The 25,292-nt window shown below is 28.6% G+C and carries 29 protein-coding genes; 19 read left to right on the top strand and 10 right to left on the bottom strand.

Annotation, left to right across the window (positions count from 1 at the left end; translation table 11 throughout):
- Entirely contained in the window at positions 1 to 1,074 is a 1,074-nt protein-coding gene (gene prfA / locus HNP67_RS03300; RefSeq protein ID WP_184124907.1) for a peptide chain release factor 1, read from the bottom strand.
- Positions 1,075 to 1,411: 337 nt separating this feature from the next.
- On the opposite strand from prfA, the gene HNP67_RS03305 reads away from it, so the two are divergent.
- Positions 1,412 to 2,551 carry a tetratricopeptide repeat protein gene (locus HNP67_RS03305; protein ID WP_184124909.1) on the top strand — a complete coding sequence of 380 codons (1,140 nt, stop codon included), beginning with the start codon at positions 1,412 to 1,414 and terminating at the stop codon, positions 2,549 to 2,551.
- Complete coding sequence (locus HNP67_RS03310) at positions 2,548 to 3,360, top strand: TatD family hydrolase (protein WP_184125268.1); 813 nt, start codon at positions 2,548 to 2,550, stop codon at positions 3,358 to 3,360. The genes HNP67_RS03305 and HNP67_RS03310 overlap by 4 nt, the downstream gene beginning before the upstream one ends.
- A 12-nt stretch (positions 3,361 to 3,372) precedes the next feature.
- Here HNP67_RS03310 and HNP67_RS03315 read toward each other — a convergent pair whose 3' ends face one another.
- Both HNP67_RS03315 and HNP67_RS03320 read right to left on the bottom strand, forming a co-directional pair.
- Positions 3,373 to 4,113, bottom strand: a complete 741-nt coding sequence (locus HNP67_RS03315) for a hypothetical protein (protein WP_184124911.1) — start codon at positions 4,111 to 4,113, stop codon at positions 3,373 to 3,375.
- 1 nt (position 4,114) lies between these two features.
- Positions 4,115 to 4,768, bottom strand: a complete 654-nt coding sequence (locus HNP67_RS03320) for a hypothetical protein (protein ID WP_184124913.1) — start codon at positions 4,766 to 4,768, stop codon at positions 4,115 to 4,117.
- A gap of 202 nt (positions 4,769 to 4,970) precedes the next feature.
- On the opposite strand from HNP67_RS03320, the gene infC reads away from it, so the two are divergent.
- From infC to tsaB, 6 genes are all read left to right on the top strand, one after another.
- Positions 4,971 to 5,531, top strand: coding sequence for a translation initiation factor IF-3 (gene infC / locus HNP67_RS03325; protein ID WP_184124915.1), 561 nt, complete (start codon positions 4,971 to 4,973; stop codon positions 5,529 to 5,531).
- 22 nt (positions 5,532 to 5,553) lie between these two features.
- Positions 5,554 to 5,754, top strand: coding sequence for a 50S ribosomal protein L35 (gene rpmI, locus HNP67_RS03330; RefSeq protein WP_184124917.1), 201 nt, complete (start codon positions 5,554 to 5,556; stop codon positions 5,752 to 5,754).
- Positions 5,755 to 5,774: 20 nt separating this feature from the next.
- The gene (rplT, locus tag HNP67_RS03335; RefSeq protein ID WP_184124919.1) at positions 5,775 to 6,122 is read left to right on the top strand and encodes a 50S ribosomal protein L20; all 348 of its coding nucleotides are present in this window, start codon (positions 5,775 to 5,777) and stop codon (positions 6,120 to 6,122) included.
- A gap of 213 nt (positions 6,123 to 6,335) precedes the next feature.
- Positions 6,336 to 6,596 (top strand): hypothetical protein, encoded by a 261-nt coding sequence (locus HNP67_RS03340; RefSeq protein ID WP_002556785.1) that lies wholly within the window; start codon positions 6,336 to 6,338, stop codon positions 6,594 to 6,596.
- Positions 6,593 to 7,006 (top strand): tRNA (adenosine(37)-N6)-threonylcarbamoyltransferase complex ATPase subunit type 1 TsaE, encoded by a 414-nt coding sequence (tsaE, locus tag HNP67_RS03345; protein ID WP_184124922.1) that lies wholly within the window; start codon positions 6,593 to 6,595, stop codon positions 7,004 to 7,006. The genes HNP67_RS03340 and tsaE overlap by 4 nt, the downstream gene beginning before the upstream one ends.
- On the top strand, positions 6,999 to 7,652 hold the full coding sequence (gene tsaB / locus HNP67_RS03350) for a tRNA (adenosine(37)-N6)-threonylcarbamoyltransferase complex dimerization subunit type 1 TsaB (RefSeq protein ID WP_184124924.1): 654 nt from the start codon (positions 6,999 to 7,001) through the stop codon (positions 7,650 to 7,652). Before tsaE ends, tsaB begins: the two co-directional genes overlap by 8 nt.
- Here the strand turns inward: tsaB and csrA are convergent.
- From csrA to HNP67_RS03375, 5 genes are read right to left on the bottom strand one after another with little or no spacing between them, the layout of a single operon-like run.
- Positions 7,636 to 7,881, bottom strand: a complete 246-nt coding sequence (gene csrA / locus HNP67_RS03355) for a carbon storage regulator CsrA (protein ID WP_014023437.1) — start codon at positions 7,879 to 7,881, stop codon at positions 7,636 to 7,638. The two genes, tsaB and csrA, sit on opposite strands and share 17 nt — an antisense overlap.
- Complete coding sequence (fliW, locus tag HNP67_RS03360) at positions 7,875 to 8,276, bottom strand: flagellar assembly protein FliW (protein ID WP_184124926.1); 402 nt, start codon at positions 8,274 to 8,276, stop codon at positions 7,875 to 7,877. The genes csrA and fliW overlap by 7 nt, the downstream gene beginning before the upstream one ends.
- A 1-nt stretch (position 8,277) precedes the next feature.
- Positions 8,278 to 9,549, bottom strand: a complete 1,272-nt coding sequence (locus tag HNP67_RS03365) for a flagellar hook-associated protein 3 (RefSeq protein ID WP_184124928.1) — start codon at positions 9,547 to 9,549, stop codon at positions 8,278 to 8,280.
- A 2-nt stretch (positions 9,550 to 9,551) separates the two neighbouring features.
- Entirely contained in the window at positions 9,552 to 11,435 is a 1,884-nt protein-coding gene (gene flgK, locus HNP67_RS03370) for a flagellar hook-associated protein FlgK (RefSeq protein ID WP_184124930.1), read from the bottom strand.
- 11 nt (positions 11,436 to 11,446) lie between these two features.
- A complete protein-coding gene (locus tag HNP67_RS03375; RefSeq protein ID WP_184124932.1) occupies positions 11,447 to 11,941 on the bottom strand; it encodes a flagellar protein FlbF in 495 nt (164 codons plus the stop codon).
- Between the two features lie 83 nt (positions 11,942 to 12,024).
- On the opposite strand from HNP67_RS03375, the gene mnmE reads away from it, so the two are divergent.
- The 10 genes from mnmE to HNP67_RS03425 are packed head-to-tail and all read left to right on the top strand — an operon-like array spanning position 12,025 to position 23,295.
- A complete protein-coding gene (gene mnmE / locus HNP67_RS03380; RefSeq protein ID WP_184124934.1) occupies positions 12,025 to 13,419 on the top strand; it encodes a tRNA uridine-5-carboxymethylaminomethyl(34) synthesis GTPase MnmE in 1,395 nt (464 codons plus the stop codon).
- Positions 13,420 to 13,421: 2 nt separating this feature from the next.
- Positions 13,422 to 15,287, top strand: coding sequence for a tRNA uridine-5-carboxymethylaminomethyl(34) synthesis enzyme MnmG (mnmG, locus tag HNP67_RS03385; protein ID WP_184124936.1), 1,866 nt, complete (start codon positions 13,422 to 13,424; stop codon positions 15,285 to 15,287).
- Complete coding sequence (gene rsmG, locus HNP67_RS03390; protein WP_184124938.1) at positions 15,284 to 15,910, top strand: 16S rRNA (guanine(527)-N(7))-methyltransferase RsmG; 627 nt, start codon at positions 15,284 to 15,286, stop codon at positions 15,908 to 15,910. Before mnmG ends, rsmG begins: the two co-directional genes overlap by 4 nt.
- A 56-nt stretch (positions 15,911 to 15,966) precedes the next feature.
- Positions 15,967 to 16,959, top strand: a complete 993-nt coding sequence (locus HNP67_RS03395; protein WP_184124940.1) for an AAA family ATPase — start codon at positions 15,967 to 15,969, stop codon at positions 16,957 to 16,959.
- Between the two features lie 14 nt (positions 16,960 to 16,973).
- Positions 16,974 to 17,849 carry a DUF58 domain-containing protein gene (locus HNP67_RS03400; RefSeq protein ID WP_184124942.1) on the top strand — a complete coding sequence of 292 codons (876 nt, stop codon included), beginning with the start codon at positions 16,974 to 16,976 and terminating at the stop codon, positions 17,847 to 17,849.
- Positions 17,850 to 17,852: 3 nt separating this feature from the next.
- A complete protein-coding gene (locus HNP67_RS03405) occupies positions 17,853 to 18,758 on the top strand; it encodes a hypothetical protein (protein WP_184124944.1) in 906 nt (301 codons plus the stop codon).
- Positions 18,745 to 19,746: a vWA domain-containing protein gene (locus HNP67_RS03410; RefSeq protein WP_184124946.1), complete on the top strand. Its 1,002-nt coding sequence runs from the start codon at positions 18,745 to 18,747 to the stop codon at positions 19,744 to 19,746. Before HNP67_RS03405 ends, HNP67_RS03410 begins: the two co-directional genes overlap by 14 nt.
- Positions 19,743 to 20,729, top strand: coding sequence for a vWA domain-containing protein (locus HNP67_RS03415; protein ID WP_184124948.1), 987 nt, complete (start codon positions 19,743 to 19,745; stop codon positions 20,727 to 20,729). Before HNP67_RS03410 ends, HNP67_RS03415 begins: the two co-directional genes overlap by 4 nt.
- Positions 20,711 to 21,298: a tetratricopeptide repeat protein gene (locus HNP67_RS03420; protein ID WP_184124950.1), complete on the top strand. Its 588-nt coding sequence runs from the start codon at positions 20,711 to 20,713 to the stop codon at positions 21,296 to 21,298. The genes HNP67_RS03415 and HNP67_RS03420 overlap by 19 nt, the downstream gene beginning before the upstream one ends.
- Complete coding sequence (locus HNP67_RS03425) at positions 21,292 to 23,295, top strand: SH3 domain-containing protein (protein ID WP_184125270.1); 2,004 nt, start codon at positions 21,292 to 21,294, stop codon at positions 23,293 to 23,295. Before HNP67_RS03420 ends, HNP67_RS03425 begins: the two co-directional genes overlap by 7 nt.
- A 47-nt stretch (positions 23,296 to 23,342) precedes the next feature.
- On the opposite strand, the gene infA is transcribed toward HNP67_RS03425, so the two are convergent.
- The gene (infA, locus tag HNP67_RS03430) at positions 23,343 to 23,564 is read right to left on the bottom strand and encodes a translation initiation factor IF-1 (protein WP_002556767.1); all 222 of its coding nucleotides are present in this window, start codon (positions 23,562 to 23,564) and stop codon (positions 23,343 to 23,345) included.
- A gap of 165 nt (positions 23,565 to 23,729) precedes the next feature.
- On the opposite strand from infA, the gene HNP67_RS03435 reads away from it, so the two are divergent.
- Complete coding sequence (locus HNP67_RS03435) at positions 23,730 to 24,107, top strand: TraR/DksA family transcriptional regulator (RefSeq protein ID WP_184124952.1); 378 nt, start codon at positions 23,730 to 23,732, stop codon at positions 24,105 to 24,107.
- A 9-nt stretch (positions 24,108 to 24,116) separates the two neighbouring features.
- On the opposite strand, the gene HNP67_RS03440 is transcribed toward HNP67_RS03435, so the two are convergent.
- Positions 24,117 to 25,286, bottom strand: coding sequence for an OmpA family protein (locus HNP67_RS03440; protein ID WP_184124954.1), 1,170 nt, complete (start codon positions 25,284 to 25,286; stop codon positions 24,117 to 24,119).
- Positions 25,287 to 25,292 lie beyond the last annotated feature (6 nt).

Here is a 25,292-nt window from a genome sequence, read left to right on the forward strand (position 1 = left end):
CTATATGTTGTTGCTTTTTAATCTTTGTTCTTGAAGCTCTATCATCAAGGAATCAAGAAGTGGATCAAGTTCTCCTTGCATAAATTCTTCTAATTTATAAAGAGTAATGTTTGCTCTATGATCTGTTATTCTATTTTGAGGAAAATTATAAGTCCTAATTCTTTCAGATCTATCTCCTGAGCCGACCTGTTGTTTTCTATTGCTTGATCTTTGCTCTTGTTTTTTGGAATCTTCAAATTCATAAAGCCTTGCTCTTAATATTTTCATTGCTTGATCTTTGTTTTTATGCTGACTTCTTTCGTTTTGGCACTGTACAACAATTCCTGTTGGCAGGTGTGTTATTCTGACTGCAGAATCAGTTGTATTGACATGTTGTCCGCCAGCTCCAGATGATCTATAAACATCAATTCTTAAATCTTTTTCATTGATATCAATTTCAGTTTCTTCGATATTAGGTAGCACTGCTACAGTAGCAGCCGAGGTTTGAAGTCTTCCGTTAGACTCTGTTATAGGGATTCTTTGCACTCTGTGAACACCGCTTTCGTATTTTAATTTTTTAAATACATCTTTTCCTTTAATTTCAAAGATTATTTCTTTAAATCCCCCAAGTTCTGTTTCATTGAAGTTTATGATTTCTGTTTTCCATTTTTTTTTCTCTGAATATTTTATATACATACCATAAAGATTGTTTGCAAAAAGAGCAGCTTCTTCTCCGCCTGTTCCAGCCCTAATTTCAATTATTATATTTTTGCTATCATTTTCATCTTGAGGTAAAAGTAGTATTTTTATTTGATGCTCAAGATCTTCTTTTTTTTTGATCAGGTCAATTAGTTCTTGCTTTATCAGTTCTTTCATTTCTTGTTGCTCTTCTTCTTCCAAGATGGTTTTGTTATCATTAATTTGACTTAGTATTTTTTCGTATTCATTTTTTTTAGTATTTATTTTTTCCAAATATGTATATTCTTTTATTATTTTTGAATATTTTTTTTGATCTTTAATTAGATTTATATCTTGCAATTTTTCTTCTATCAACTTAATCTTACTTGTTGCTAAATTTAATTTTTCTAAAAGCATTATGATTTCTCCTGAAAGATAGTAATAGTTTATATTAATTTTAGATTTTTTTGTTAGACTTTTTAATAAGTTTTGTGTGGATGCTCGTGTTTATGTTTTATTTTAATATTTTTTTTTAAAACTGCTTTTATGAAATAAATAGAATAAGCTTGATTGAAAAAAATCAATTATATTTTTTCATGTTTTTTTATATAATTAATGTTATTAAGTTGGATATTAAAGTTAGATTAGGTTTTGTTGTATTTATATAAAAATTGAGCTTTGCGTATTATTATTTGTGGTGTGCTTGCGGTAGTTAAAGTTATATCTTTAATAAACCGATTTAAAAGGGGTATTTATGTTAAATGAAAAAATTTTGGATGATTTAGAAGATCTCTCGAATGTTTCTGATGACCAGCTTCTTGATGTCACTGAAAAATCAAAAAGAGGGTATCAGTTGATCAAAGAAGAAAGACTTTCTGAAGCAGAAAGTTTATTTTCTGATATCCTTGAAAAGGATAATGAGAATAATTATGCTCTTGTTGGGCTTGGAGACATTGAGAGGAAGAAGAATAATTACGATAAAGCGATAGTTTATTATCAAAAATGTCTTGTAAAGCATCCAAGCAATAATTATGCTCTTTTTGGACTTGGAGATTGTTACAGAAATTTAGATAATTATAAAAAAGCTACAGACATATGGGAAGAATATTTAAAATATGATCCTGAGAATATAACGGTTTTAACAAGAGTTGCAGCATCTTACAGAAAACTAAAAAATTTTCAAAAATCTAAGCAAACTTATCTTAAGGTAATGGAATTAATGCCCGAGAATGATTATGCGCTTGTAGGCATTGGCCATTTGTATTATGACTTTAAAGAATATAAAGAGGCTTTAAAGTATTGGCTTAAAATGTATGAATTAAATCAATCCAAAGTTGACGTTAGGGTATTAACTTCAATTGGTAATTGTTATCGCAAGCTAAGGGAATTTACCAGAGGAATTTATTTTTTTAAAAAAGCTTTAGAAATTTCACCTAGCAATTTTTATGCGGTTTTTGGACTTGCCGATTGTTATAGGGGAAATAAGGAGTACAAAGAGGCTTTAAAATATTGGCTTGATATTATCGAAAAAGATCCAAAAAATAATTTGGTTCTTACAAGAGTAGGAGATGCTTATCGCTATTTGAATGATTATGAAAATTCTCAAATTTATTATAAAAGGGCTCTTGATGTTGATTTTGATATGTTTGCCATATTTGGACTTGCTCTTCTTCAAAAGGATCAGGGCAAATATGAAGAAGCATTAGTAGCTATTAAAAGTTTAATTAAAAATAATCCTAAAAATTCAGCACTATATGTCAGTGCTGCTGAATGTTATGAAGCGTTAGGGCAGATTGGAAATGCTGTTGATATTTTATCAAGCTTTTTACATCTTGGTATGAAAAATATTGTTGTTATTGACTACCTTGCAGCTCTTAGGAAAAAAATGGGATAATGGATTCTTTGCTTGAAACTGAAAAATCTATTTTTTTTGATAAATTAATAGATACCCATGTTCATTTTTATGAATTAAAGAAAAGATCTTTGGACGTTAATTACATTATTAATGAATGTTTTAAAAACGGCTTTTCTTATTTTCTTGATGTCGGCTTGCATCCTAGTGATTTTAATGATAGAAAAGATCTTTTAAGCCCTTTTTCTAATGTGTTTTTAACAGCGGGTATTCATCCTTTAAATTTAAGTGATCAGTTTAAAGATGATATTAAACAGCTTGAAAAAATTTTGATTAGTGAAAATGTTGTTGCTGTTGGCGAGATGGGTCTTGATTATTTTAAAGCAGATAACAAGAGATTCCAAATTAAGGTTTTTGAAGAGCAATTGTATTTGGCTGATAAATATAAAAAGCCAGTTATTTTGCATATAAGAGATGCCTATGATGATGTCTATAATATTGTAAGGTCTTTAAATTTTTTTAATAGGGGTATATTACATTGTTATTCAGGAACTTATGAGCATGCTAAAAAATTTATTGATTTGGGATTTAAAGTTTCTTTTTCAGGTAATATAACTTTTAAAAATGCACAACCTTTAAGGATTCTTGTTGACAAATTAAATATCAATGATCTTTTAATAGAAACGGATAGTCCTTTTTTAGCTCCAGTGCCATTGAGAGGTAAAATTAATTCACCTTTATTTTTAGGATATGTATGTCTTGAGATTGCAAGGATTAAAAATTGCTCTGTTAATGATGTTGCTATTGCAGTATACAATAGCTTTAAAGATCTTTTTTTATTGCTGCATTAAATTTAATCATTTTTATTGTTTATAAATGCTAAATTCGTATTGGAAATTATTTTCAATGTCTTTTACTATTTTTATTAAATCGGGCTCTTTAAGAGTGATTATATATTTTAGCTTAATGATTTTTAAGTCTTTTCTTGTATTGCCAATTAATACAAATTTTATATTTTTGAAAAAAGGCAAATTTGATATTTTTTTTAAAATAATATTATTATCTCTTAAAGAGAATAATATTATTGTTTTTATTTGAGGAGTAATAAATGTTTGCATATAGGATATGTTTTTTTCGTTTATTAGGGTAATATTAACATTTTTTTCTTTGCCTTTTTTTTCCAAGTATTCAAGGTCTTCGTTATTTAGAGATTTGTCTCTAAATAATAATGTTTTTTGCAAGTTTATTGATTTTTCGTTAAGCAGAAAATCAATAGACTTTTTTAGAGAAAATTTTATTTTTGACAGATAAAAAATTTTCTCTTTTAGAATTTCGTTATTTAGTATTTCATTATTTGATTTGTGGGTTAATAGTATTTTTTTTGTTGTTTTAAGCTTGTCTTTTATAATTTCTAAATTTTTATCATTTATAAATAGTATTTCGTTTTTTATGAATGGAGTTTTTTGAATTTCAAAAAAATATTCAGTTGCATCTGAAAAAATTATTGAATAATTAAATTGTTTTTCAGTAATGGAAGATTTTTTGCATCCTTGTGTTAAAATTGCTAAGATTGCTATTATAGCAAGTTTTTTTGGGCCAGACATTTTATTTCCTAGTATACTTATTATTAATAGCTATAGATATTAAAACCAATCCAAGTAATATTAGTGCATAGATGCTCATATTGGTTAGAATTAATGTTTTTAAAGTTGCAATAAATAATCCTAAATATAGAATAGGAGACAAAATCGTTTTGTATTCTTTTGCCGAGTATTTTTGACATTTTTTAATTTTCTTTTCAAAAATTGTGGCTGAAAATATTAACTCTATTGCATTAAGTATTGGTAATTCAATATATTCATAGATTCCAAAAATTTTGCTATTTAGCAGTATTATTTCTAAGTTTTTAGAAAATATTAATCCAAATGCAAAATATATAAGAATTGTTAAATTCTTTTTAAATAAAGAATTATCATTTAGAGTAAAAAAAAATATAAATATTAATAGTGGGAATATATAGTAGTATAAATGTTCTTTGATAAATATTGAAATTCCTAGATTTATTCTTGATGTGTAATCTAATTCAAATGATCTGTATAGAATAAATTCCTGAGTTAAATAAAGAAAAGAAAACATTGTTATTGCAAGAAATATTACTAAAACATGGGCTTGGGTATTTTTTGTTTGACTTTGTTTTAACCGAATATTCATATAAATTTTTAATATTAGCGGTAGACTTGTTAATAAAAATAAACTCATTGTAAGTACAATTCTACTTTTAAACGTTTTTTAAATCAATTGATTGACTAAAAACTTGCGTGATTTGGGTATTTGTTTTATCAATGTGTTGATTTATTACTTTTTGCAAACAGTATTCTTAGAATTTACTTTTTAGTGAATGTATAATAGAATTAAGTATTAATGTTAATTATTAATTGATTTAGGAGTATATATTTTTTAAATGATAAATAGAAATGCCAATAGAGACAGGGATAGGTCCAGATCAAATGACAAGGAATTGAGAATTAATTACAGAATTAAGGCTCGTGAGGTAAGAGTTATTTTTGAAAATGGGACACAAGAGGTTTTATCAATTGAAGATGCTATTAAAAAAGCAAAAGAAGCTGGACTTGATTTGGTTGAGGTTTCTCCTAATGTATCTCCTCCGGTTTGTAAGATTATTGATTATGGTAAATATAAATTCCATCAAGAAAAGCGTCAAAAAGAGCAAAAGAAAAATCAAAAAGTAATTAAGCTTAAGGAAGTCAGAATGCAGCCCAAAATAGATGCTCATGATCTTGATTTTAAATCAAAAAACATTTTAGGTTTTCTCAAAGATGGCAATAAGGTTAAAGTTACAATAAGATTTAGAGGTCGTGAACTTGCTCATACATATTTAGGATATGGTATCTTAAATAGCATTCTTGAAAAAGTAGGGGATGTGAATTATGTTTTGGAATCTGCGGCTAAAATGGAAGGCAAAACAATGTTTTTGATTGTAGCGCCTAAGTTTAAAAAATAAATATTAAATTAAAGGGGATGAAATGGCAAATAAAATGAAAACACGTAAAAGTGCAAAAAAAAGGTATTCTTTTACTGTAAATGGTAAAGTTAAGTATAAAAAACAAAATTTAAGGCATATTTTGACAAAAAAATCTTCTAAGCGCAAGAGAAATTTAAGGAAATCGGGCAATCTTTCTTGTTTTGAAGCTAAAAGAATTAAAACTTTATTACCTTATGGTTAAAATAATTTTAGGAGATAGATATGGCTAGGGCTAAAAACGGCACAGTTCACGTTGCAAGGCGTAAGCGAATTTTAAAAAAAACAAAAGGGTTTTGGGGTACAAAAAAGAGCAATTATAAAAAAGCTAAGGATACCTTGAGAAAGGGCATGATGTATGCCACAAGAGATAGAAAGGTTAGAAAAAGAGATTTTAGACGCCTGTGGATTTCAAGAATTTCGGCTGCTTTAAGTGATACTGGGGTTAGTTATTCAAGATTTATTGAGGGTTTATTGAAATCTAATATAAAAATTAATAGAAAAATTTTGTCTAATTTGGCTATTGAAGATGCTGAAGCTTTCAAAAAAATTGTTTTAGAAATAAGAAGATAAAAAATCAAAACTCCTGGGAGGTTTAATTTTAAGAATTAGAGTTATTTTTTTGCGACATCTCATAAAATTTAGGAATTTGAGGATTTTTAGTCAATGATAGCCAAAAGCAATTCAGAGGTTAAGAATAAAAATTCCGCCTTGAAAAATAGCGCTAAATAAAAATGTTCTTATGTTGGCTTTTTGGGAGTTTAGTTTATTTTAAGGATTGTTGTTGTGCAGCTTATTTCTCTTAATAATATTGAAAAGCAAGAGAGTTTTATATACTATAGAAATGTATATTTTGCTGATGTTATTTATAAGTATAATGACATTTTAGAAATAAAAAAAGTCAAGTTTGTAATTGAGGCTACGCCTTTAGGAGAAAAGCATGTCACCATTGATTTTATAGATCTTTTAAATTATCCTGTTTTAAAGCTAATGGTTGCAATTAAAAGGCGTGTAATTGATTTGGAGTTTAAAGGTAAGCTTCCTTGATTTTAGAATTTAAATCAGAAAAAAAAATGTTAGATTTTTCCAAATCTTTTTTTTATCCTTTGCCAATTGGTAAAATATTTGTTTTAAGTGGTGATATGGGATCTGGAAAAACTAGTTTTTTAAAGGGACTTGCACTTAACCTTGGAATTTCTTATTTTGCAAGTCCAACTTATAACATTGTTAATGTTTATGATTTTATAGATTTTAAATTTTATCATATTGATTTATATCGGGTGTTTTCCTTAGAAGAATTTGAGCTTGTTGGGGGATTAGAAATGCTTATGGACCTTGATTCAATTATTGCTATTGAATGGCCACAAATTGCTTTGAGCATTGTTCCAAAAGACAGATTATTTTCTTTAACTTTTAAAATAGTCGGTTCAGGCAGGGTTGTAGAATTTAATGATTAATACACTTGCATTTGAATATTCATGTAAAGCATTAATAGTTTATTGTAGAATTAATAATAAGGATTTTTCATTGGTTGAGCTTAAATCAAATTTTAATTTTAGTGTTCCAAAAATTTTCAATAATTTTATAATTAAAAATAATATAGATCTTAATCAAATTAAATTAATAATAAATTCTTGTGGACCGGGCTCTTTTACTGGCCTTAGAATTAGTTTAAGTTTTGTCAAAGGCCTTGCCTTAGGTCTTTCTATTCCTTTTGTTAACATTCCTACATTAGATGTTTTTGCAAATTTAGTTAAAAATAGTCCTAGTGTAATTGTATTAGCTTTTACTGCAGGTAAATGTTTTCTTGGGCATTATAAAAATTGTGAATTGATAGGAAAGATTTTGTGTTTTTCTAAGGAAGATTTGTTTGAATATTTGAATCAGATTGATCCAACTTCAGTGCTTATTGGGAACAATCTTGAGAATGTTTTCAAAGAATCCAATTATAAATTTAAAATCATTGAAAATTTAAGTTCGTTTGGAAAAATTTTGACAGAACTCGGGATAGCTAAATACTTAAAAAATCGCAAAAGTGATGATATTTTGTCAGGGCCTCTTTACATAAGACAAAGTGATGCGGAGGTTAATTTTCATTCTTGAAATAATGATTGAATAGGCTTTTAATTTTGCTTATATTGTGTTTGTCTTTTAGTAGTGATTTTTTATTTTCTTCTATAATAAATTCATAAATTTCAGATCTAAATATTTTAATGTTTTCAGGAGCTTTGATTGCTATTTTAACAGTATCCTTTTTTATCTCTAATATTAAAACCTCAATGTCAGAATTTATTTTAATACTTTCATTTACTTTTCTTGACAATACTAGCATTTTTCTTCCTTGAAAACTTTATGGTGTAGTGAATATTTTTCATTTGTGCATATAGCTTGTTTTCCAAGTAATTTTTTTTTGTTTATTATGATTGGTGCTTTTAGGTTAGCCGTAATGTCTTTATAATCATTGACATGCATATTAATTATGCATAGTATAACTTTTTCATCTTCTGCTTTTGCTTTAATGTCCGACCAATCTTTTTCCTGGATATTTGGCAAGTATTCGCTTAAAAAATTAAAGGGAGATGTTACCAAAAAACTTACTTCTTTATTGATGGATTGCATAATAGAAAAAGGTTTATGCTTAGAGTCTTTTATTATAAATTTTTTAATGTTTTCAAATCCAAGTATTCCTTCGGGAAAATCAAATTCTATACATTTTTCATCTATCATTTTATTTTATAAAATCTAATAAAGTTGTTTGCATTATTTTAGCAGAGATTCCTATAGATACTTGATAAGCTAAGCTTGCCATATTTAAATTAGTTATTGCTTTTGTAACATCAAGATCTGTATATTGAACCATATCTTCTTTCATATCTGCAGCCCCTTTACTTATTCTTTCGTAGCTTCTATCAAGTCTATTTTCTCTTGCTCCAAGATCCGCAACAGATATAAGCAATCTTTTTAAGCTCTCGTCAATTTCTGCTAGGCTTCTGCTTCCAACAAGCTCTTCTTTGTTATTGTAAAGTGTGTCTCTAAGCTCAATAAGTGCATCAAAAATAGACCTGCTTCTAACCTCTGTACTGCTAGAAAGGTTGTAAGGAGGCAGTTTGGTATCATTGTTTTTGGTAAGTATTCCAAGTGTTTGCAAAACATTTGATTCTTTTTCTTCTGTTATCCAAATTTGGTGTGGGGTTGTAGTTTTAATAGACAATGAGTTTAAGACCGGATCAATGTTTGCTTCAACGGGCGCTGAAGATTCATTTATTTTTGCAACAATGTCAAGAGCAGTATCTCCTGCTGTTAGTCCTATCTCAATATTGTCAATATAAATTTTTGTATTTTCTTTTACGGCAAATCCATTGGTGTTTATTGATGAGATAATATTTTGGTTTTGTAAGAAAAATATTACATTTCCAGGATAATTATTTGATATATGAATGTCATTGTATACTTCTGTTTTTTTTTCAGCTTGGTTGCCGCTGTATTCTACTTTAATTATTTGGGGGCCCGCACCGTCTTTGTTTGTTTTGCTTATTTTGTTCTCTCTAGTCACTTTAAAAGCCTCGCTATCAATTTTGGTTCCAGAGAATATGCTGTATCCATCAGGTCCTTTAGCGTTTGCTATTGCAACAACATCTTCAAGTAAAGCATTTACTTCTTTTGATATCATTTTTTTGTCATCTGCCTCATAAGTTCCGCTTGCTCCCTGAATTGCAATTTCTTTAGCCCGTGTTAAAATATTTGTAAGAGATTGTAAATATCCTTCCGTATACCTTAGATTGCCTTTAGAAGTACCAATATTTTTTATGTATACATTAAGCTTAAATATATCACTATCTAGCCTTATTGCGTGAGTAACGCCTGTTGGGTCGTTTCTTAGCTTTACAATCCTTTTACCTTTGTACAAGTTTTGTAAAAGTTTTGTAATTTTAGACTCTTGCTCTGCTGTAGAGGTTTTGAAATTTTCATATGTTAATGGATGACTTACTCTATTTATCATGCTTATACTCCCATTTTATTTATTATTGTGTCTATTAGTTCAGCAGAAACAGTGATAAATTTACTTGCTGCAATAAATGCTTGTTGAAATTCGATCATGTTTGCAAGTTCTTCATCTTTGTTTACCCCAGAAATAGACATTCTTAGATCTGTTAAATCTTTTAATATTTGAGATTGGCTTTCTTTTGTGATTTCTGAAATCTGTCCTTTTATTGCTATATTTGATGCTGTATTTGCAAAGTAATCATTTAGTGTTAAATTTTTGCCAATCATAATCTGAGAATTTCCAAAAGAGGAGATTCTTAGTGCTGCTTGGTTATCTCCAATAGATATTTTATTTGTTGGATTTTCAATTCCCGATGCTATTTTTGAAGGATCTGAGTCTATTGTGTCTGCAACCTTTATCCATGCTGCAGGATTTTTTAGAGGTGAGATTGAATAAGTTGATTCGGGTGCCAATTTGTCTGTTGTGTCAATATTTTTATAATCATAAGCTCCCTCAGGTCCAGATGCATTTAATATCCCCGTATATTTTGTTAGAAATAATCCAGAATCTTCTATATGTTTGATTTTAAATGTTATGTTTTCATCTTCTTGTTCTTTAACTGCTTTGATTTCAAGTTTGCCTTCTGAGTTAATTCTTGCTGTAACTTGTGCGTTGGAATTGTTTATTCTATTTATTACATCTTGAACTGTATCTGGAGCATTGTAGGGTATTTCTACAATTTCATTGCTATTTGTAGCCTCAAATTTAAGAGTTCCGTAAAATCCTAGGTTTTCTTCTGGAAATATTTCGTTTGTGCTGTTAATTTTGAAAATATGAACGGAATCAAACTGGCCATTTCCGTTAGTATCATATCTGCCTCGATCATCAGTTAGTTTTAGTTCTTGAGAAAAAAAGCTTCTTCCATTTTTTTTGTCCATTCCATGTCCTACTTCATGTATTTCGTTAACAATTTCTATAATGTTGGCAGCCATATTATTTAGTTCGCCGATTTCATTTTTAATCTCTTCATCTCTTATGTTAAGCAAAGATCCCAGCTTTCCCGTTTTAAGGTAAGCTTTGTCATTATTTGCCCATAAAATGTTCCATCTAGTTCTGGTGGGTCCGTTTGTAGCTTCTAGCTTGAATTCGTTTGCAATTGAACCTTGTACGAGGTGTCTTCCTTCTGAGTGTATTAAAAATTCATTGGGATCTTGTTTGTTTTCAATTGATATACTTATTATATTGCCTAATTTTTCAATCATTAAATCTCTTGCATCCATTAAGTCATTTGGATTGTCTTTCATTGCTTGGGATTTTGAAATTTGTTTATTAAGATTTGCAATGTTTTTAATGTAATTGTTTGCCTCATCTGTTGTAATTTTTATTTCATCGTTTGCCATTATGTAAATTCTTTCAAGCGAGTGGAATCTATTTCTTATTCCTTCGCAAAAAGATTTGCCTCTTTCTAGAATTATTTTTCTTTCTGCTAAACCTTGTGGTTGATTTGCTAAATCGTGCCAACTTTCCCAAAAATCATTTAATCTTTTTCTTATCGATTGATCCTCAGGTTCGTTATAAACATCTTCTAATGTTGATATAAACTTGTCTTGTGAGGTCCAGTATCCTAGTCGGTGTGATTCTTCAATGATTCTTGTGTTAAGTAGTTCATCTTTTACTCTGTCTATAGACTGAACCACGATTCCCTGGCCCAATTGTCCTTGTTTTTTGGCTCTGTTTAATTGTGGAGCATAAAGAGGAATTTCGGTTTTCATTGTTACTCTTTGCCTTGAATATCCAGGCTTTGTAGCGTTGGATAAATTGTGTCCAACTGTATTCATAGCATCTTTATGTGCAAATAAACTTCTTTTGCCAATTTCTATTCCTGAAAATGTTGAATCCACTCTAAACTCCTTTAAAGTTTTTTATTTATTAAAACGGAAGCTTCATTTGAGCGCCCAATTTTTGGCCCGTAAGGGTTTTTATAAGTTATATTTTCTACGCTTTCTTGGACATCTTGAAATATTATTGCTAACATGTCAAGGGATATGTTTACATAGTTTTGTATTATGTAGTTTAAATTTTTGATATTCAGTATTCCAATTTTCAATTTGTGTAGATAGTCGTATATTTCTTGTTTGTAAATTGTAGTCAATTTTTCTACAGCTTCGTAAGTTGACTTAAAGTTTTCATTTTTGGTAAATTTTTTCCAAATTTCATCTCTTTTGTTTTCAATTTCTTTAAAACTTTCAAGTAACATTTTTGTTTTGTTTGCAACCTCTTTAAGTCCCATTTCATTTTTATTATCAATATTTTCTTTTATTTTTAAATATGAATTATATATTTCCTCTACTAAGAGAAGTTCTTTTTTTAAGACTTCTCTTAGTTCAATTTCAAGTTTTGTTTTCATTTTTATAAAATTAATTATAAGCCATTATAAACATATTTACAAATCAATTTTGTCTTTTTTGTTGTGTTATAATACATTAAAGTATGAGTAAGTTTTTTGAGAGAGATGATGATATTGTAGCTCTTGCAACTCCTTTTTTAAGCAGCGCTTTATGTGTTATTCGTAGTAGTGGTGCTTCTTCTATATCTAAATTTTCTAAAATCTTTTCAAATCATTCAGCTCTCAATTCAGCGCCTGGGAATACGATTCATTACGGTTATATATTAGATAATGAGAATGGTTGTAAGGTAGATGAAGTTGTTGTTTGTCTATATCGAGCACCAAAGAGTTTTACAGGGCAAGATGCTATTGAAGTTATGGCGCATGGTTCTGTGATTGGGATTAAAAAGATTATAGATTTGTTTTTAAAAAGTGGGTTTAGAATGGCTGAACCTGGCGAATTTACTTTGCGGGCGTTTCTTGCTAAGAAAATTGATCTTACAAAGGCAGAAGCAATCCATGAGATTATTTTTGCCAAGACCAATAAAACTTATTCTCTTGCAGTTAATAAACTTTCTGGAGCTTTGTTTGTTAAAATAGATACAATAAAAAAAAGTATTTTAAATTTTCTCTCAGCTGTTAGTGTTTATCTTGATTATGAGGTTGATGATAATGAGATTAGTATTCCTTTTGACTTAATTTTAAGTAGCAAAGTTGAACTTAAAAAATTAATTAATTCTTATAAGGTTTATGAAAAAATTGATCATGGTGTTACTTTGGTTTTAGCAGGTTCTGTTAATGCTGGAAAGTCTTCGTTATTTAATTTATTTCTTAAAAAAGATAGATCAATTGTCTCTTCATATCCGGGTACTACAAGAGATTATATTGAAGCAAGTTTTGAGCTTGATGGTATTTTATTTAATCTTTTTGATACAGCAGGACTCAGGGATGCTGATGATTTTGTTGAGAGATTGGGAATTGAAAAAAGTAATTCTTTAATAAAGGAAGCATCTTTAGTAATTTATGTGATCGATGTTAGTTCAAATTTAACAAGAGATGATTTATTATTTATTGATTCAAATAAATCTAATAGTAAAATATTGTTCGTTTTAAATAAGATAGATTTAAAGATAAATAAGTCCACTGAGGAATTTGTTCGTTCAAAGGTTTTAAATTCTTCAAATTTAATAATGATTAGTACTAAAAATTTAGAAGGAATAGATATTCTTTATGACAAAATGAAGGCTTTAATCTCTTATGAGAGAGTCGAGATTGGTATTGATGATATAATAATATCATCAAGTCGTCAGATGCAACTTTTAGAGAAAGCGTATGCTTTAATTTTAGATTTACTGAGTAAAATTGATCGCCAAGTAAGTTATGATATGTTGGCATTTGATGCTTATGAGATTATCAATTATTTAGGGGAAATAACAGGAGAAGTTAGTAGTGAAGATGTTCTTGACAATATGTTTAAGAATTTTTGTTTGGGGAAATAAATATGGATTTTGATGCAATTGTTATTGGAGGAGGGCATGCAGGGATTGAAGCTGCTCTTGCTCTTTCAAGGTTAAATTTTAAAACTTTAATGATTACTCAAAATTTAGATACAATAGGCAAGCTTTCTTGTAATCCTGCTATTGGTGGGCTTGCTAAGGGTAATATGGTTAGAGAAATTGATGCTCTTGGTGGCGAAATGGGTCGTATTATTGACTTTAGCATGATTCAGTTTAGAGTTTTAAACAAAAGTCGTGGTCCTGCAGTTCAAGCTCCACGTGCTCAAGCTGATAAATTAATGTACCAAACCAAGGCCAAAGAAACTTTAGAGCGTCAAGACAATCTTGATCTTTTTCAAGATACAGTTGTTGATTTTCTTCTTAATTCTATGAAGAATGAAATTGAAGGTGTTATTACAGAGAGAGGCAATAAGTTTAGATCAAGCGTTGTGGTGCTTACAACAGGAACGTTTCTTAGAGGTAAAATATTTATTGGTGAGTATAGAGCTGATATGGGCAGGCTTGCTGAATTTTCTGCTTATGGGCTTGATAAAACTTTGCTTAGTCTTGGATTTGAAATGGGCAGGCTTAAAACTGGTACTCCAGCAAGAATTCATAAAAAAAGTGTGGATTTTTCAAAGACGGAGGTTCAATTTGGAGATTCAGATATTATTCCCTTCTCTTTTTCAAATGGCAAGTTAGACAAATCTCAACTTTCATGTTATGTAACATATACCAATAAAAAAACTCACAAAATAATTAGCGAAAATATGCACCTATCACCTCTTTATTCTGGTGAGATTGTGGGCAATGGTCCAAGATATTGTCCTTCTATTGAAGATAAAATAGTAAAATTTAAAGATAAAGATAGACATCAAATTTTTATTGAGCCTGAAGGGTTTAATACCGAAGAAATGTATCTTAATGGGCTTAGCTCATCTTTGCCTGAAGATATTCAGCAAAGATTGATTAACAGTATCGAAGGTCTTGAGCATGCTGTTATTACAAGGCCTGGTTATGCTGTTGAATATGATTACATAAATCCAATTGAACTTTATCCAAATCTTGAGAGTAAAAGAGTCAAAGGACTTTTTATAGCAGGTCAGACTAATGGCTCTTCAGGATATGAAGAAGCAGCAGCTCAAGGGTTAATGGCTGGAATTAATGCTGCTCTTAGACTTCAAAATAAAAAGCCAATGATTTTAACAAGAACTAGTTCTTATATTGGAGTTCTTATTGACGATCTTGTTACCAAAGGTACTAAAGAGCCTTACAGAATGTTTACTTCTAGAGCTGAGCACAGACTTAATTTAAGGCACGATACTAGTGACAAGCGTTTAATTAAGATTGGATATGATCTTGGGCTTGTTGATGAGGAGAGATATTCAAGATATCTTTTTAAAGAGAGGAGAGTTGAAGAGATAAAAGAGCTTTTAAGGCAAAGGCGCCTTAGTTTAAAAGATGTTGTTGATGAACAATTAAAAAAACATGTTAGTAAAGATTTTTATCATATTTTAAAAGATCCTTCTATTAGTTTGGATAATCTTATAAAGATTGATCCAAGTTTAAGCGATTCAAAAGTAATTTTAGAACAAGTTGAATTAGATGTTAAATATGAGGGTTATATTAATAGACAAAAAGATTTGATTAAAAAACTTGATAATCTAGAGTTTGTTAAACTACCATTTGATTTTAATTATGAGATTATTGAAGGTCTTTCAAGAGAAGCTAGAGAGAAATTTTCCAAGGTTCAGCCGGCTACTCTTGCTCAAGCAAGTCGAATTCCTGGAATAAGAAGCACAGATATTACTGTTTTGTTAATATACTTTTCAAATCCTAAAAATAAGGTAGTTATAAATTTTTCTTTATGATAAGCGATATTGAATTTGCTTTGTCAAAACATAATTTCCAGTTTTCTTACAAAGATCTTGAGAAAGTAAGTTTATATATAAAGAGAATTTTACTTTTAAATACCAGATTCAATTTAATTTCAAATAGTAATAGCAATTTTAGCTCTATTCTTAATTTACATGTTATAGATTCTCTTTTGGGATTGTCTACTGTTAAAGAGATTAATCCTTCTGAAATTCTTGACGTTGGAAGTGGCGCTGGATTTCCAGGTATTATTTTGTCTATTTTTGACACTTCTAGAAAATATTATCTTTTAGAGAGAAGTAAAAAAAAGTCTACTTTTTTGAAAATGATAAAATTAGAACTTGATTTAGAAAATGTAAAAATTTTAGAATATGAGATTGAAAGAGAAAAAAAGAAGTATGAATTTATTACAATTAGAGCTTTTAGAAGTATGAATGAGTATGCATTAATTTTAAAGAATCTTTTAAAGAGTGGAGGATTGATTATGGCATATAAGGGGAAATTTGATAGAATTAACCTTGAAGTCAATCAGATTAAAGATTTATTTAGTAAAATAGAAGTAAAGTCTTTAAACTCAAAATTAAGAGTAGACAGAAATTTGGTTTTGCTTTACAGATAATATTATTATCGTTTAAGTTCAATTTATGTTTTAGAGTGGTTTTGACTAGGAGTATTATGAAGAGTAGTTTTCAGATAGATTCAGAAGTAGAGAATGCGCTGCATTTGATAAATAAATTTAGAAGAGAGGTTGCAAGCAGAGTTCTTGGTCAAAAAGAAATGATTGATGCTATTTTAATGGGTCTTTTAACAGATGGGCATGTTTTGCTTGAAGGGGTTCCAGGTCTTGCCAAGACCCTTGCAATTCAAACTGTATCTGATGTTCTTGATCTTGAATTTAAGCGCATACAGTTTACTCCAGATCTTTTGCCATCCGACCTTACTGGTAATATGGTTTATAAAAGTACTACAGGCACTTTTAAAGTTAGAAAGGGTCCAGTATTTTCAAATGTTATTTTAGCAGATGAAATCAACAGGGCTCCTGCAAAAGTTCAGTCTGCTCTTCTTGAAGCTATGGGAGAAAGACAAGTAACTCTTGGAGATGAAACGCATAGACTTCCAGATCCGTTTTTTGTTCTTGCCACTCAAAATCCAATAGAGCAAGAGGGGACTTATAATTTGCCAGAATCTCAACTTGATAGATTTTTATTAAAAGTTAATGTTCATTATCCATCAGTGCAAGATGAAGTAAGGCTTTTGAAAATATTTTCAGTAGATGGGCGTCTTGAGAATATTAAAGTTGCAAAGGTGATGAATGCTTATTCTTTGGCAGATATTAAGAGAACGGTTGGTAGAGTAAAAGTTGATGATAAAATAATGCTTTATATTGTTACTTTAATTTCGGCATCTCGCGAGAGAGATAAGAAAACTTATCCGTTTGCCAAATATATTGAATTTGGGGCATCTCCTAGGGCTTCTCTTAGTTTATTAAAGTGTGCTCGTGTTAATGCTCTTTATGAGGGGCGAATATTTGTTCTGCCAGAAGATGTCAAAGCAGTTGCTTGCAGTGTTTTAAGGCACAGAATTACGCCATCTTATGAGGCAGAGGTAGAGGAAATGAGCATTGATGATATTGTTAGAATGCTTCTTTCTGCTGTAGCCCTTCCTTAGGAAATAATTTTGAAATGATACAAGATAATGAGATAAGTAGTAGTACTAAAGCTAGAATAAAAGCTTTAAAATTCTTTTCAAGGAAAATGCTTTCAGAGCTTAATTTTGGTGGTTATCGTTCAATTTTTAAAGGTCTTGGTCTTGAATTTCATGAATTTAGACCGTATGAGGATTCTGATGATGCTAGATTTATTGATTGGAATGTGAGCTCAAAAGCCGATAGCATTTTTTCAAAGGTTTTCAAAGAAGATAGGGGAATGAATCTTCATCTTCTTGTTGATAATTCACTTTCCATGAGCTTGGGAGACAAGATAAATAAAAAGGATGTTCAGGATTTGTTGGTTTCTATTTTTGCACATATGGCATTTTTTAATAATGATAAAATAGGCGTTACTTTTTTTTCAAGTGGAACAGACAAGTTTATACCCTCTAGCAAGGGCCATTCGCATTTAGGATTGATATTAAGTGAAACTGTTAATAGAAATCTTAAGCCGGGTAGCAGTTTGGCATATATTTTTAAAAATACGGCAGAATATTATAAAAAAAGATCTTTAGTTATAATTATTTCTGATTTTAAGGCAAATTCTTATTTTAAATCTTTAAATGTTTTAAGCAAAAGACACAATGTTATTGCTATAAGAATTTCAGATTTTTTTGATGAAAATTTTCCTAAAATTGGGACTTTGATTTGTGAAGATATTGAAACTGGAGAAAATTTTTTAGTTTCAGGGTTTAGTAAATCAACATTAAGTGGTTATAAAAACTATTGGACGCTTGATAAAATAAAATGGAAAAAAGAATGTATTAAAAAAAATATTAGTTTTATTGAGATTGATACTAAAGAAGATGTTTTTAAAAAACTTAAAATTCTTCTTAAAAAGGGACAATAGATTTTGAAGAGAGCTATTTCAAATCTTTTTCTTTTTTTAACCTTATCTTTGTATTCTTATGAAATAAAAAATGAAATATTTATGCCAACTCGTTATTATGTGGGTGATTCTGTTGATTTTAAAGTTTCATTAATTTTAAATGATGGTGAAGAGTTTTTTCCTGTAGATTTTAAAGATATTAATATTAAAGATGAATTTGTTGAAGTAAATTCGATTAGTTTTAATGACACAACAAATGAAATAATAGTTAATTTTGTTTCTTTTTATATTGGAAGCAGCCCTCTTCCTTCTATTTATATTGGGGATGTAATTAGTAATGGTAAAAAAAACAAGGTTATTCTAAAGAATATAAAAGTAAATACAGATAAACTAGTATCTAATAATTCTGATTTTAAAATTAAAAATATAGAAGGCGTTTTATTTATTCCTGGGACAAGCACCTATTTATTTTTATTCATTCTTGTTTTGTTTCTGATTCCTTATTTGATTATTAAGCTTTTAAAGCTTTTAAATCGACTTTTGATTTATTTGATAGTTAAGCATGGACTTAAAAAGCCTTACAAAGTATTGCAGAGGCAGTTTGTTATTTTGTCTAAATACGTTAGAGAAGGTGGGGATCAAAGTGCATTTTATAATTTAATAAATTCTTCTTTAAGAGTTTATTTATCTAAAAAAACCGGTTTTGATTTTAATGCGATTACCACAACAGAAATTTCTATAATTTTGCAAGATCTTAAGGTTCCTTACGAGATTCGTTCAACTTTTATTAATACGTTAAGACTTTCTGATTTTAGTAAATTTAGTGGTGTTGATTTGGTATTTGATAGCTTGTCGTTTGTTTTAGAGGATTTAAGAACTGCAGCATCGAATTTTGAAGAATTTAATAGAGGTGCTAATGTTAACATTTAATGAGCCTTTATATTTGTTTTTATTAGCCATTTTGCCTTTAATAATTTACTTTAATCATTTTTTTAAAAATAGAGGGGGCAAGATAAAGTTTCCAATATCGCTTTATGGCAATTTTAACTCTTTAAAACTTAAGGATTATAGATTAAATTTTATGTATTTTTTTACTTATTCTTTTTTATATTTAGCCGCAATGGTTATGGTGTTTGCTTTAGCAGGTCCTTCAGTTTCAAAAAAGAAGTTGATACATCTTAGTGCTGGTGCTGATATTGTCATTGTACTTGACATATCGCCTAGTATGGGGGCTGTTGAGTTTTCTTCTAAGAATAGATTTGAGTTTTCAAAAGAGTTGATTAGAAGTTTTATTTCTCAACGCGAAAATGATAATATTGGTTTAGTAGCTTTTGCAAAAGATGCTTCAGTAGTAGTGCCTATAACAACAGATAGGGAATTTTTCAATAAAAAGTTAGATGATATTTATATTATGGATCTTGGCAATGGCTCTGCTTTAGGGTTAGGTATTTCTATTGCACTTTCTCATTTAAAGCATTCTGAGGCTCTTAAAAGATCAATAGTAGTTTTAACAGATGGGGTTGTTAATTCAGATGAGATTTATAAAGATCAAGTGATTAATCTTGCTCAAGGTTTAAATGTTAAGATTTATTCTATTGGTATTGGAAGTTCTGAGGAATTTAGTGTTGAGTTTAAATTAAGATCTGGAAAATTTTATCAAGGAAGTCTTAAAGAGGTTTATGATCCTAGTATGCTTGTTGAGATTTCAAATAAAACGGGGGGGCTTTTTTATTCGGTTAATGATGATTTTTCTTTTCAATTTGCAATTCAAGATTTTTCAAAAAAGGAAAGTTTAGAGAGAAAAATTAAAATAGCTGTGGACAATAAAGATATTTATAAAGAATTTTTAGTTTTAGCGCTTTGCTTATTACTTATGTATTTTATTTTTTCAAAAATTTTCTTAAAAGAGATATTATGAGTATAAATAATTATAGTGCTTTATACTTTTTTTTAATTTTATTGTTTATTTTTTTTGTATGTGTGCTTGATTTTAGACGAAATATTCCATTTTTTAAAACCTTAAGCTTTATGTATGCAGACAATTCCTATATTCAAAATTACTACATTAAAAAAGTTCTCATGACAATGTTTTTTATTTTTAGTTTGGTTTTTTTAATTTTATCCATTTTGGATATTTCTTGGGGACAAAGAGCTGTTGAGGATGAGAGAAGTAAATTAAGAATTTCTTTTATTTTTGATATTTCTCGTAGCATGTTAAGTGTAGATGAAGGTAAAATTATTAATAGGCTTGAGAGTGCTAAAAATATGATTAGTTTAATTTTAAGTAATTTTGAGAATGCAGAGTATTCTCTTACTATATTTAAAGGCAAGTCTATATTGGTTTTACCTTTTTCTAAGGATAAAAACAGTTTAAACAAGATGTTAAATTATATAGAGCCTGATTTAATAAGTTCTCCGGGTAGTTTTTTAGGAGATGCTGTTTTTAGTGTAATCTCTAATGTGCAGGATGACTCTTATTATAATTTTTTAGTTATTTTAACAGATGGTGATGATTGGGGGGAAAATAATTATTATAGGTTTTCTAAATTTGTAAATAATTTAAAGTTGGAAAGTTTTGTGGTTGGGATTGGCGTGAGTAATCCCGTTTTATTTAATCAAAATTTAAGTATTAAAGATAAAAATGGGAATCTTGTTAAAACTGGATTAAATGAAGAAAATTTACTTCTTCTTGCCTCTTCTCTTAAGGGATCATATTATAACTTGTATTTAAAAGGGATTAACTTTGTTGTCAATGATATAAGAAATGGTATAATAAGAAGAACGTCAAACGACATTATACTTGTTGATGTATCAAGATATAAAATTTTTTTGGTTATTTCATTGTTGTTTATTTTTATGTATTTATTTGTCAGGATGATAAAGTGGGACGAAACTTTTTAGCGATTTTATATTATTGCTTTTTGTGTTTAGGTTTTTTGTCTTGTTCAAATGTTAAGTCTATGTCTTTAATGGCTATTGGCAATTACGAATATGTTAGAGGAAATTATCAAAATGCAATTTCAAATTATTATAATCTTGTAGAGGATAAAAAATATTCTGCTTGGGGATATTACAACCTTGGTGTTGTATATTATTCTTTAGGTGAGTATGAAAGTTCTCTTAGAATATTCTCTTATGCAAAGAAGATCAATGATGTTTTTTTAAATTTTAATGTCAATTATAACGAGGGGATAATATACTATAATCAAGGACTTTATCATAAGGCCGAGATGGCTTTTAAGGAAGCCCTAAAGATTAATCCTGGTAGTTATAATGCTAAATATAATCTTGAGCTTGCAATAATAAAAAAACGAACGGTGCGTGATAGTTTGAATTCTTTAAGTGTAGAAAAAAGTAAAAATTTTGTTGAAAGTAATGAAAATTTTTTAAGGTATATTGAAAATCTTGAGAGGGTTGTATGGTTGAGAAAAATAGACGAGAATTTAGTTGTTCCAAAAGAAGATTGGTAATATTTTTTATTTATTTTTTTTCAATCGCAAGACTTTATTCGCTTACGGGTATTGATTTTGTTAAAAATATTAAAGTTTTAAAGGGCGATAAATTTATTCAGATTGTAAGGCTTAATAATCCTTTGCAAGATATTGACATAAGTTTGCTAAAAGTTGAAATAAACAAAGAAGTTCAATCCAATTCTAATGTTTTATCAATATCTAGGACAACGGATAATAACTTTTATTTTATTGAGATCAAAGTTGAATATCTTTTTGAGAGTTTGGGATTTATTAAGATTCCTCCATTAAAAGTAATTTATAAGGGTGATTTTTATCTATCTTCAGAAGTTGAAGTTAGTGTTTTAAGAGCTGATGAAATAAATTCTTTTGGTTTGCCAGTTGATTTATATTGGGATCTTGATAAAAAAGAGGTTTATGAATATCAAAGTATTGGGCTTGTTTTGCGTTCAAATTGGCTTTCAGATAGCAATTCTAATGAAATGTCTGGATTTTTGCCTGCTATTAAGGATGCAATGGTTGAAAAGATGCCTATATTTGGGGATATTAAATATAGAACTTTTCATAATAAAGAAATTTTAGATGTACCTTTTTATAACTTTGTGCTAACTCCTCTTAAAGGTTCAAAAAGTGTTTTGATTCCTAGTTTTTCTTTTAATATTGATTCTGGCCTTGTTAGGAATGCTCCAGAGCTTTTATTAAAAGTCAAACCGATTCCTGGAGAAGTTAAATCTTTAGCAGTAGGAACTTTTAGAATTGATTATGAGACTCCAACTTATTCGACAATTGAGCAAGATATATTTACTATTTTAATAAAAATTACAGGTCAAGGGAATTTTCCACATTTTTACTTTCCAGAGATTGAAACTTATAATTCTAAAATTCTTAATAAAAAGAAAAATTATAGTTTTAAACCTTCTAAAAGTGGATACAAAGGTAGTATTTCTCAAATTTATACAGTTAAGCCTGACACTAAGGGTAGTGTATTTTTAAATATTGGTGATTTTAATTATTTAAATCCCGATAATGATACAGTTTATACTCTTAAAGGAAAAAAATTAAAGTATGAGTATTCGGGAGAGTTTAACAGTATAAACAAAATACAAAATAATTTAGATTCTGATTTTAAACTATTATCTTATGCTGATATTTTGAATTACAAAAATAAAACTTTTTTATTTTTTGTTTCATACTATTATTTACTTTTGATTCCAGGATTTTTATTATCTTTAGTTATTTTGATTAACTATAAAAAATTTTTTGCAGCATCAAGTTTTGGACTGGTTATTTTAATATTGGCTGTTGGCATTAGTTTAAATGCTGTAAATGATGGCTTATTGTCGGAGAAAAATATAAATGATTTGATTGAAAGCTATAATACTGAAAATTATGATGCTGCACTTATCAAGATTGACAATATTCTTAAAAAATATCCAAATTATTCAGGACTTTGGTTAAATAGAGCTCTTGTTTTAAGTAAAATGGATAGAGATTTTGATGCTATTTATTCAGCTTATAAGGCATTTTTGGCTTCTCCGAATAATGAGACCTCTTACAAGGTTATTGATTTGATTGAAGCTAAAAATGGAGTTACAGATAATGTTCGTAACAATAGTTTTATTTTTTCTAACATTTTTTTTATTATTAGCTTGTTTTTGATCAATTTTTTAGTAGTATCTATTTCTTATAGATTTTTGGCAAAAAATTTAAAAAAAATAGTTATATTTTTGCTTTTTTCCGCGGTTTGTTTTACTATATTTGAAACATATTATTTTTATTCTGATCAACAATCTGAGGTAGGAATAATTAAAGGTGATTTAGTCTCTCTTTATAAAGTTCCTGACAATTTTTCAAGGAGTTGGAGATTTTTAAAAGGAAATGCAAGTGTTTATATTCTTGACAGCAAAGACGATTTTGTTCTTATTGAAACAAGTTATGGACTTCAAGGCTGGATTCACAAGAATTTTGTTGTGTCTTTAAAAGATGATTTGATTTAAAAAATAAATATTTACAACACTTGAAAATTTTTTAAAAGGGTTTAATTTTATTTTTCCCTATATACTATTCTACCTTTTGTAAGATCATAAGGAGATAGTTCAACTTTTACTTTATCGCCAGGAACTATTTTTATGAAATGTTTTCTCATCTTGCCAGATAGATGGGCAAGTACAATGTGCTTGTTTTTAAGCTCTACTCTAAACATGGTATTTGGAAGGGATTCTTTTACAATTCCTTCAGTTTCAATGGCTTCTTCTTTAATATTCAAGACAACCTCCATAATTTTCTCTAATAGGATAAATTTTACATGATTAAACATATCATTTCAATTATTCTTTTTAAGAATAAAAGCATTATTTTTTGTTTACATTATAAGAAATTGTGTATATAATTACACGAAGTTTTTTAAAAATGTAATTTATAGGGAGGTATCATGCAAAAAGCTATTTCTGAGCATGAGTTTATTGAAGAGATAAAGAAATTTCTCTTAGCTGAAAAAAGAGAAATATTAGATTCTATTAAGTCTGTAGAAAATAGCAAAAAGGAAATAATTAATAACGACATGTATCCAAAGGATGTTGTTGACATTGCTTTTGATAATATGGATGGAAATAATCTTGAAGCTTTGGGTTTTGTTGAAAAGAGAAAGTTGAATTTAATAAATCAAGCTCTTTATAGAATTTCTCAAAATTCTTATGGTAAGTGCTTGGCTTGTGAAAAAGAGATTGCTAGAGAGAGACTTTTAGCTATTCCTTATGCTTTTTTATGTATTAGTTGTCAGACAAAAAAAGAAAAAAAGAACAAAAGATGAGACATCTTGTTAGTTATTTAATATTGTAATTTCTACTCGCCTGTTTTTAGCCTTTAATGGGGAAGATTTCGGATATTTTGGTTTTTTAGACCCCCATCCTTTAAATAGTATTTGATCTTTGTCTTTTACTTTCATTTTTATTAAATAATTTCCAATTGCACGAGCTCTTTTTTCAGAGAGTTCGCGCATCTCTTCTTCTAGCCCAAATTGTTCAGTATGTCCTTCTATTAGGATATTATTTTTTTTAAATTTTTCAAGAAGTTTAGCTATAAGGTCAATTTTTTTATATTCTTTTTGTAGTATTTGGAATGAATTAGGATAAAATTCAATGTCGAAACTTAAATTAATGCCTTTATTGTTTTTTTCAACGTCAATAGCTTTTATTTTTTTTTCTCGGATGTAATTTTCAACTTCAGTTTCAATAAGATTATCATTTGGAAGTTCAATTGAAACTACTTTGCCAAGAGAGTTTCCAATTATTTTAAAATTTTGATTGTTGTTTTGATTTATTTCAAATATGTATTTATCGCTATATTTATATGTATTGCCAATTTCATTATCAAAATAAATTTTTTGGTCTACTTTTTGATAGAAAGAGATATTTTTTACGTTGTATTGTGATTCATAATTTGAAAGAATTATGTGGTAATGCTTGCCATTGTACTCTTCTTTGCCTTTATATTGGTAGTTAACATTAAATTTTACAACGAAATCTTTTATGTTTGTATCTATTTTTGAGGCTTCTATATATTCTTCTGCAGGATATGTCCATTTTTCATTTATTTTGATTGGTGTTTTTGGAAATCTTGGAATACCTCTAACAGAGGGTCTTTTTTGATTTGCTCCTATTATATATTCTCCTTGATTATTTATGCTGAAGGTTTCTTCAAACTCTTCATTTAATAGGTAAGGTTCATTAATATTTTCTCTTTTTAAGATTCTAAAAAAAGCTTTAATGTTTGCAAATTTTTCTTTTTTATCTTTTATTTCACTTGAAATCTGAATATTGGTTGTAGAGCTTGAATTATAGTGGCCGTTGAAATATATTTTTTGATTATCCGTGCCTTCTAATCTAAACTTTGAACCTTTAATGTATTTAAATTCAAAGACTTCAGAAGAAAAAGCTAAGTTTTGAACTAAAAATAATAGCAACAATGACGTAGTCGCTTTGGCATTCATTAATAG

Source organism: Borreliella californiensis, assembly GCF_014205885.1.
Taxonomy (GTDB): Bacteria; Spirochaetota; Spirochaetia; order Borreliales; family Borreliaceae; genus Borreliella; species Borreliella californiensis.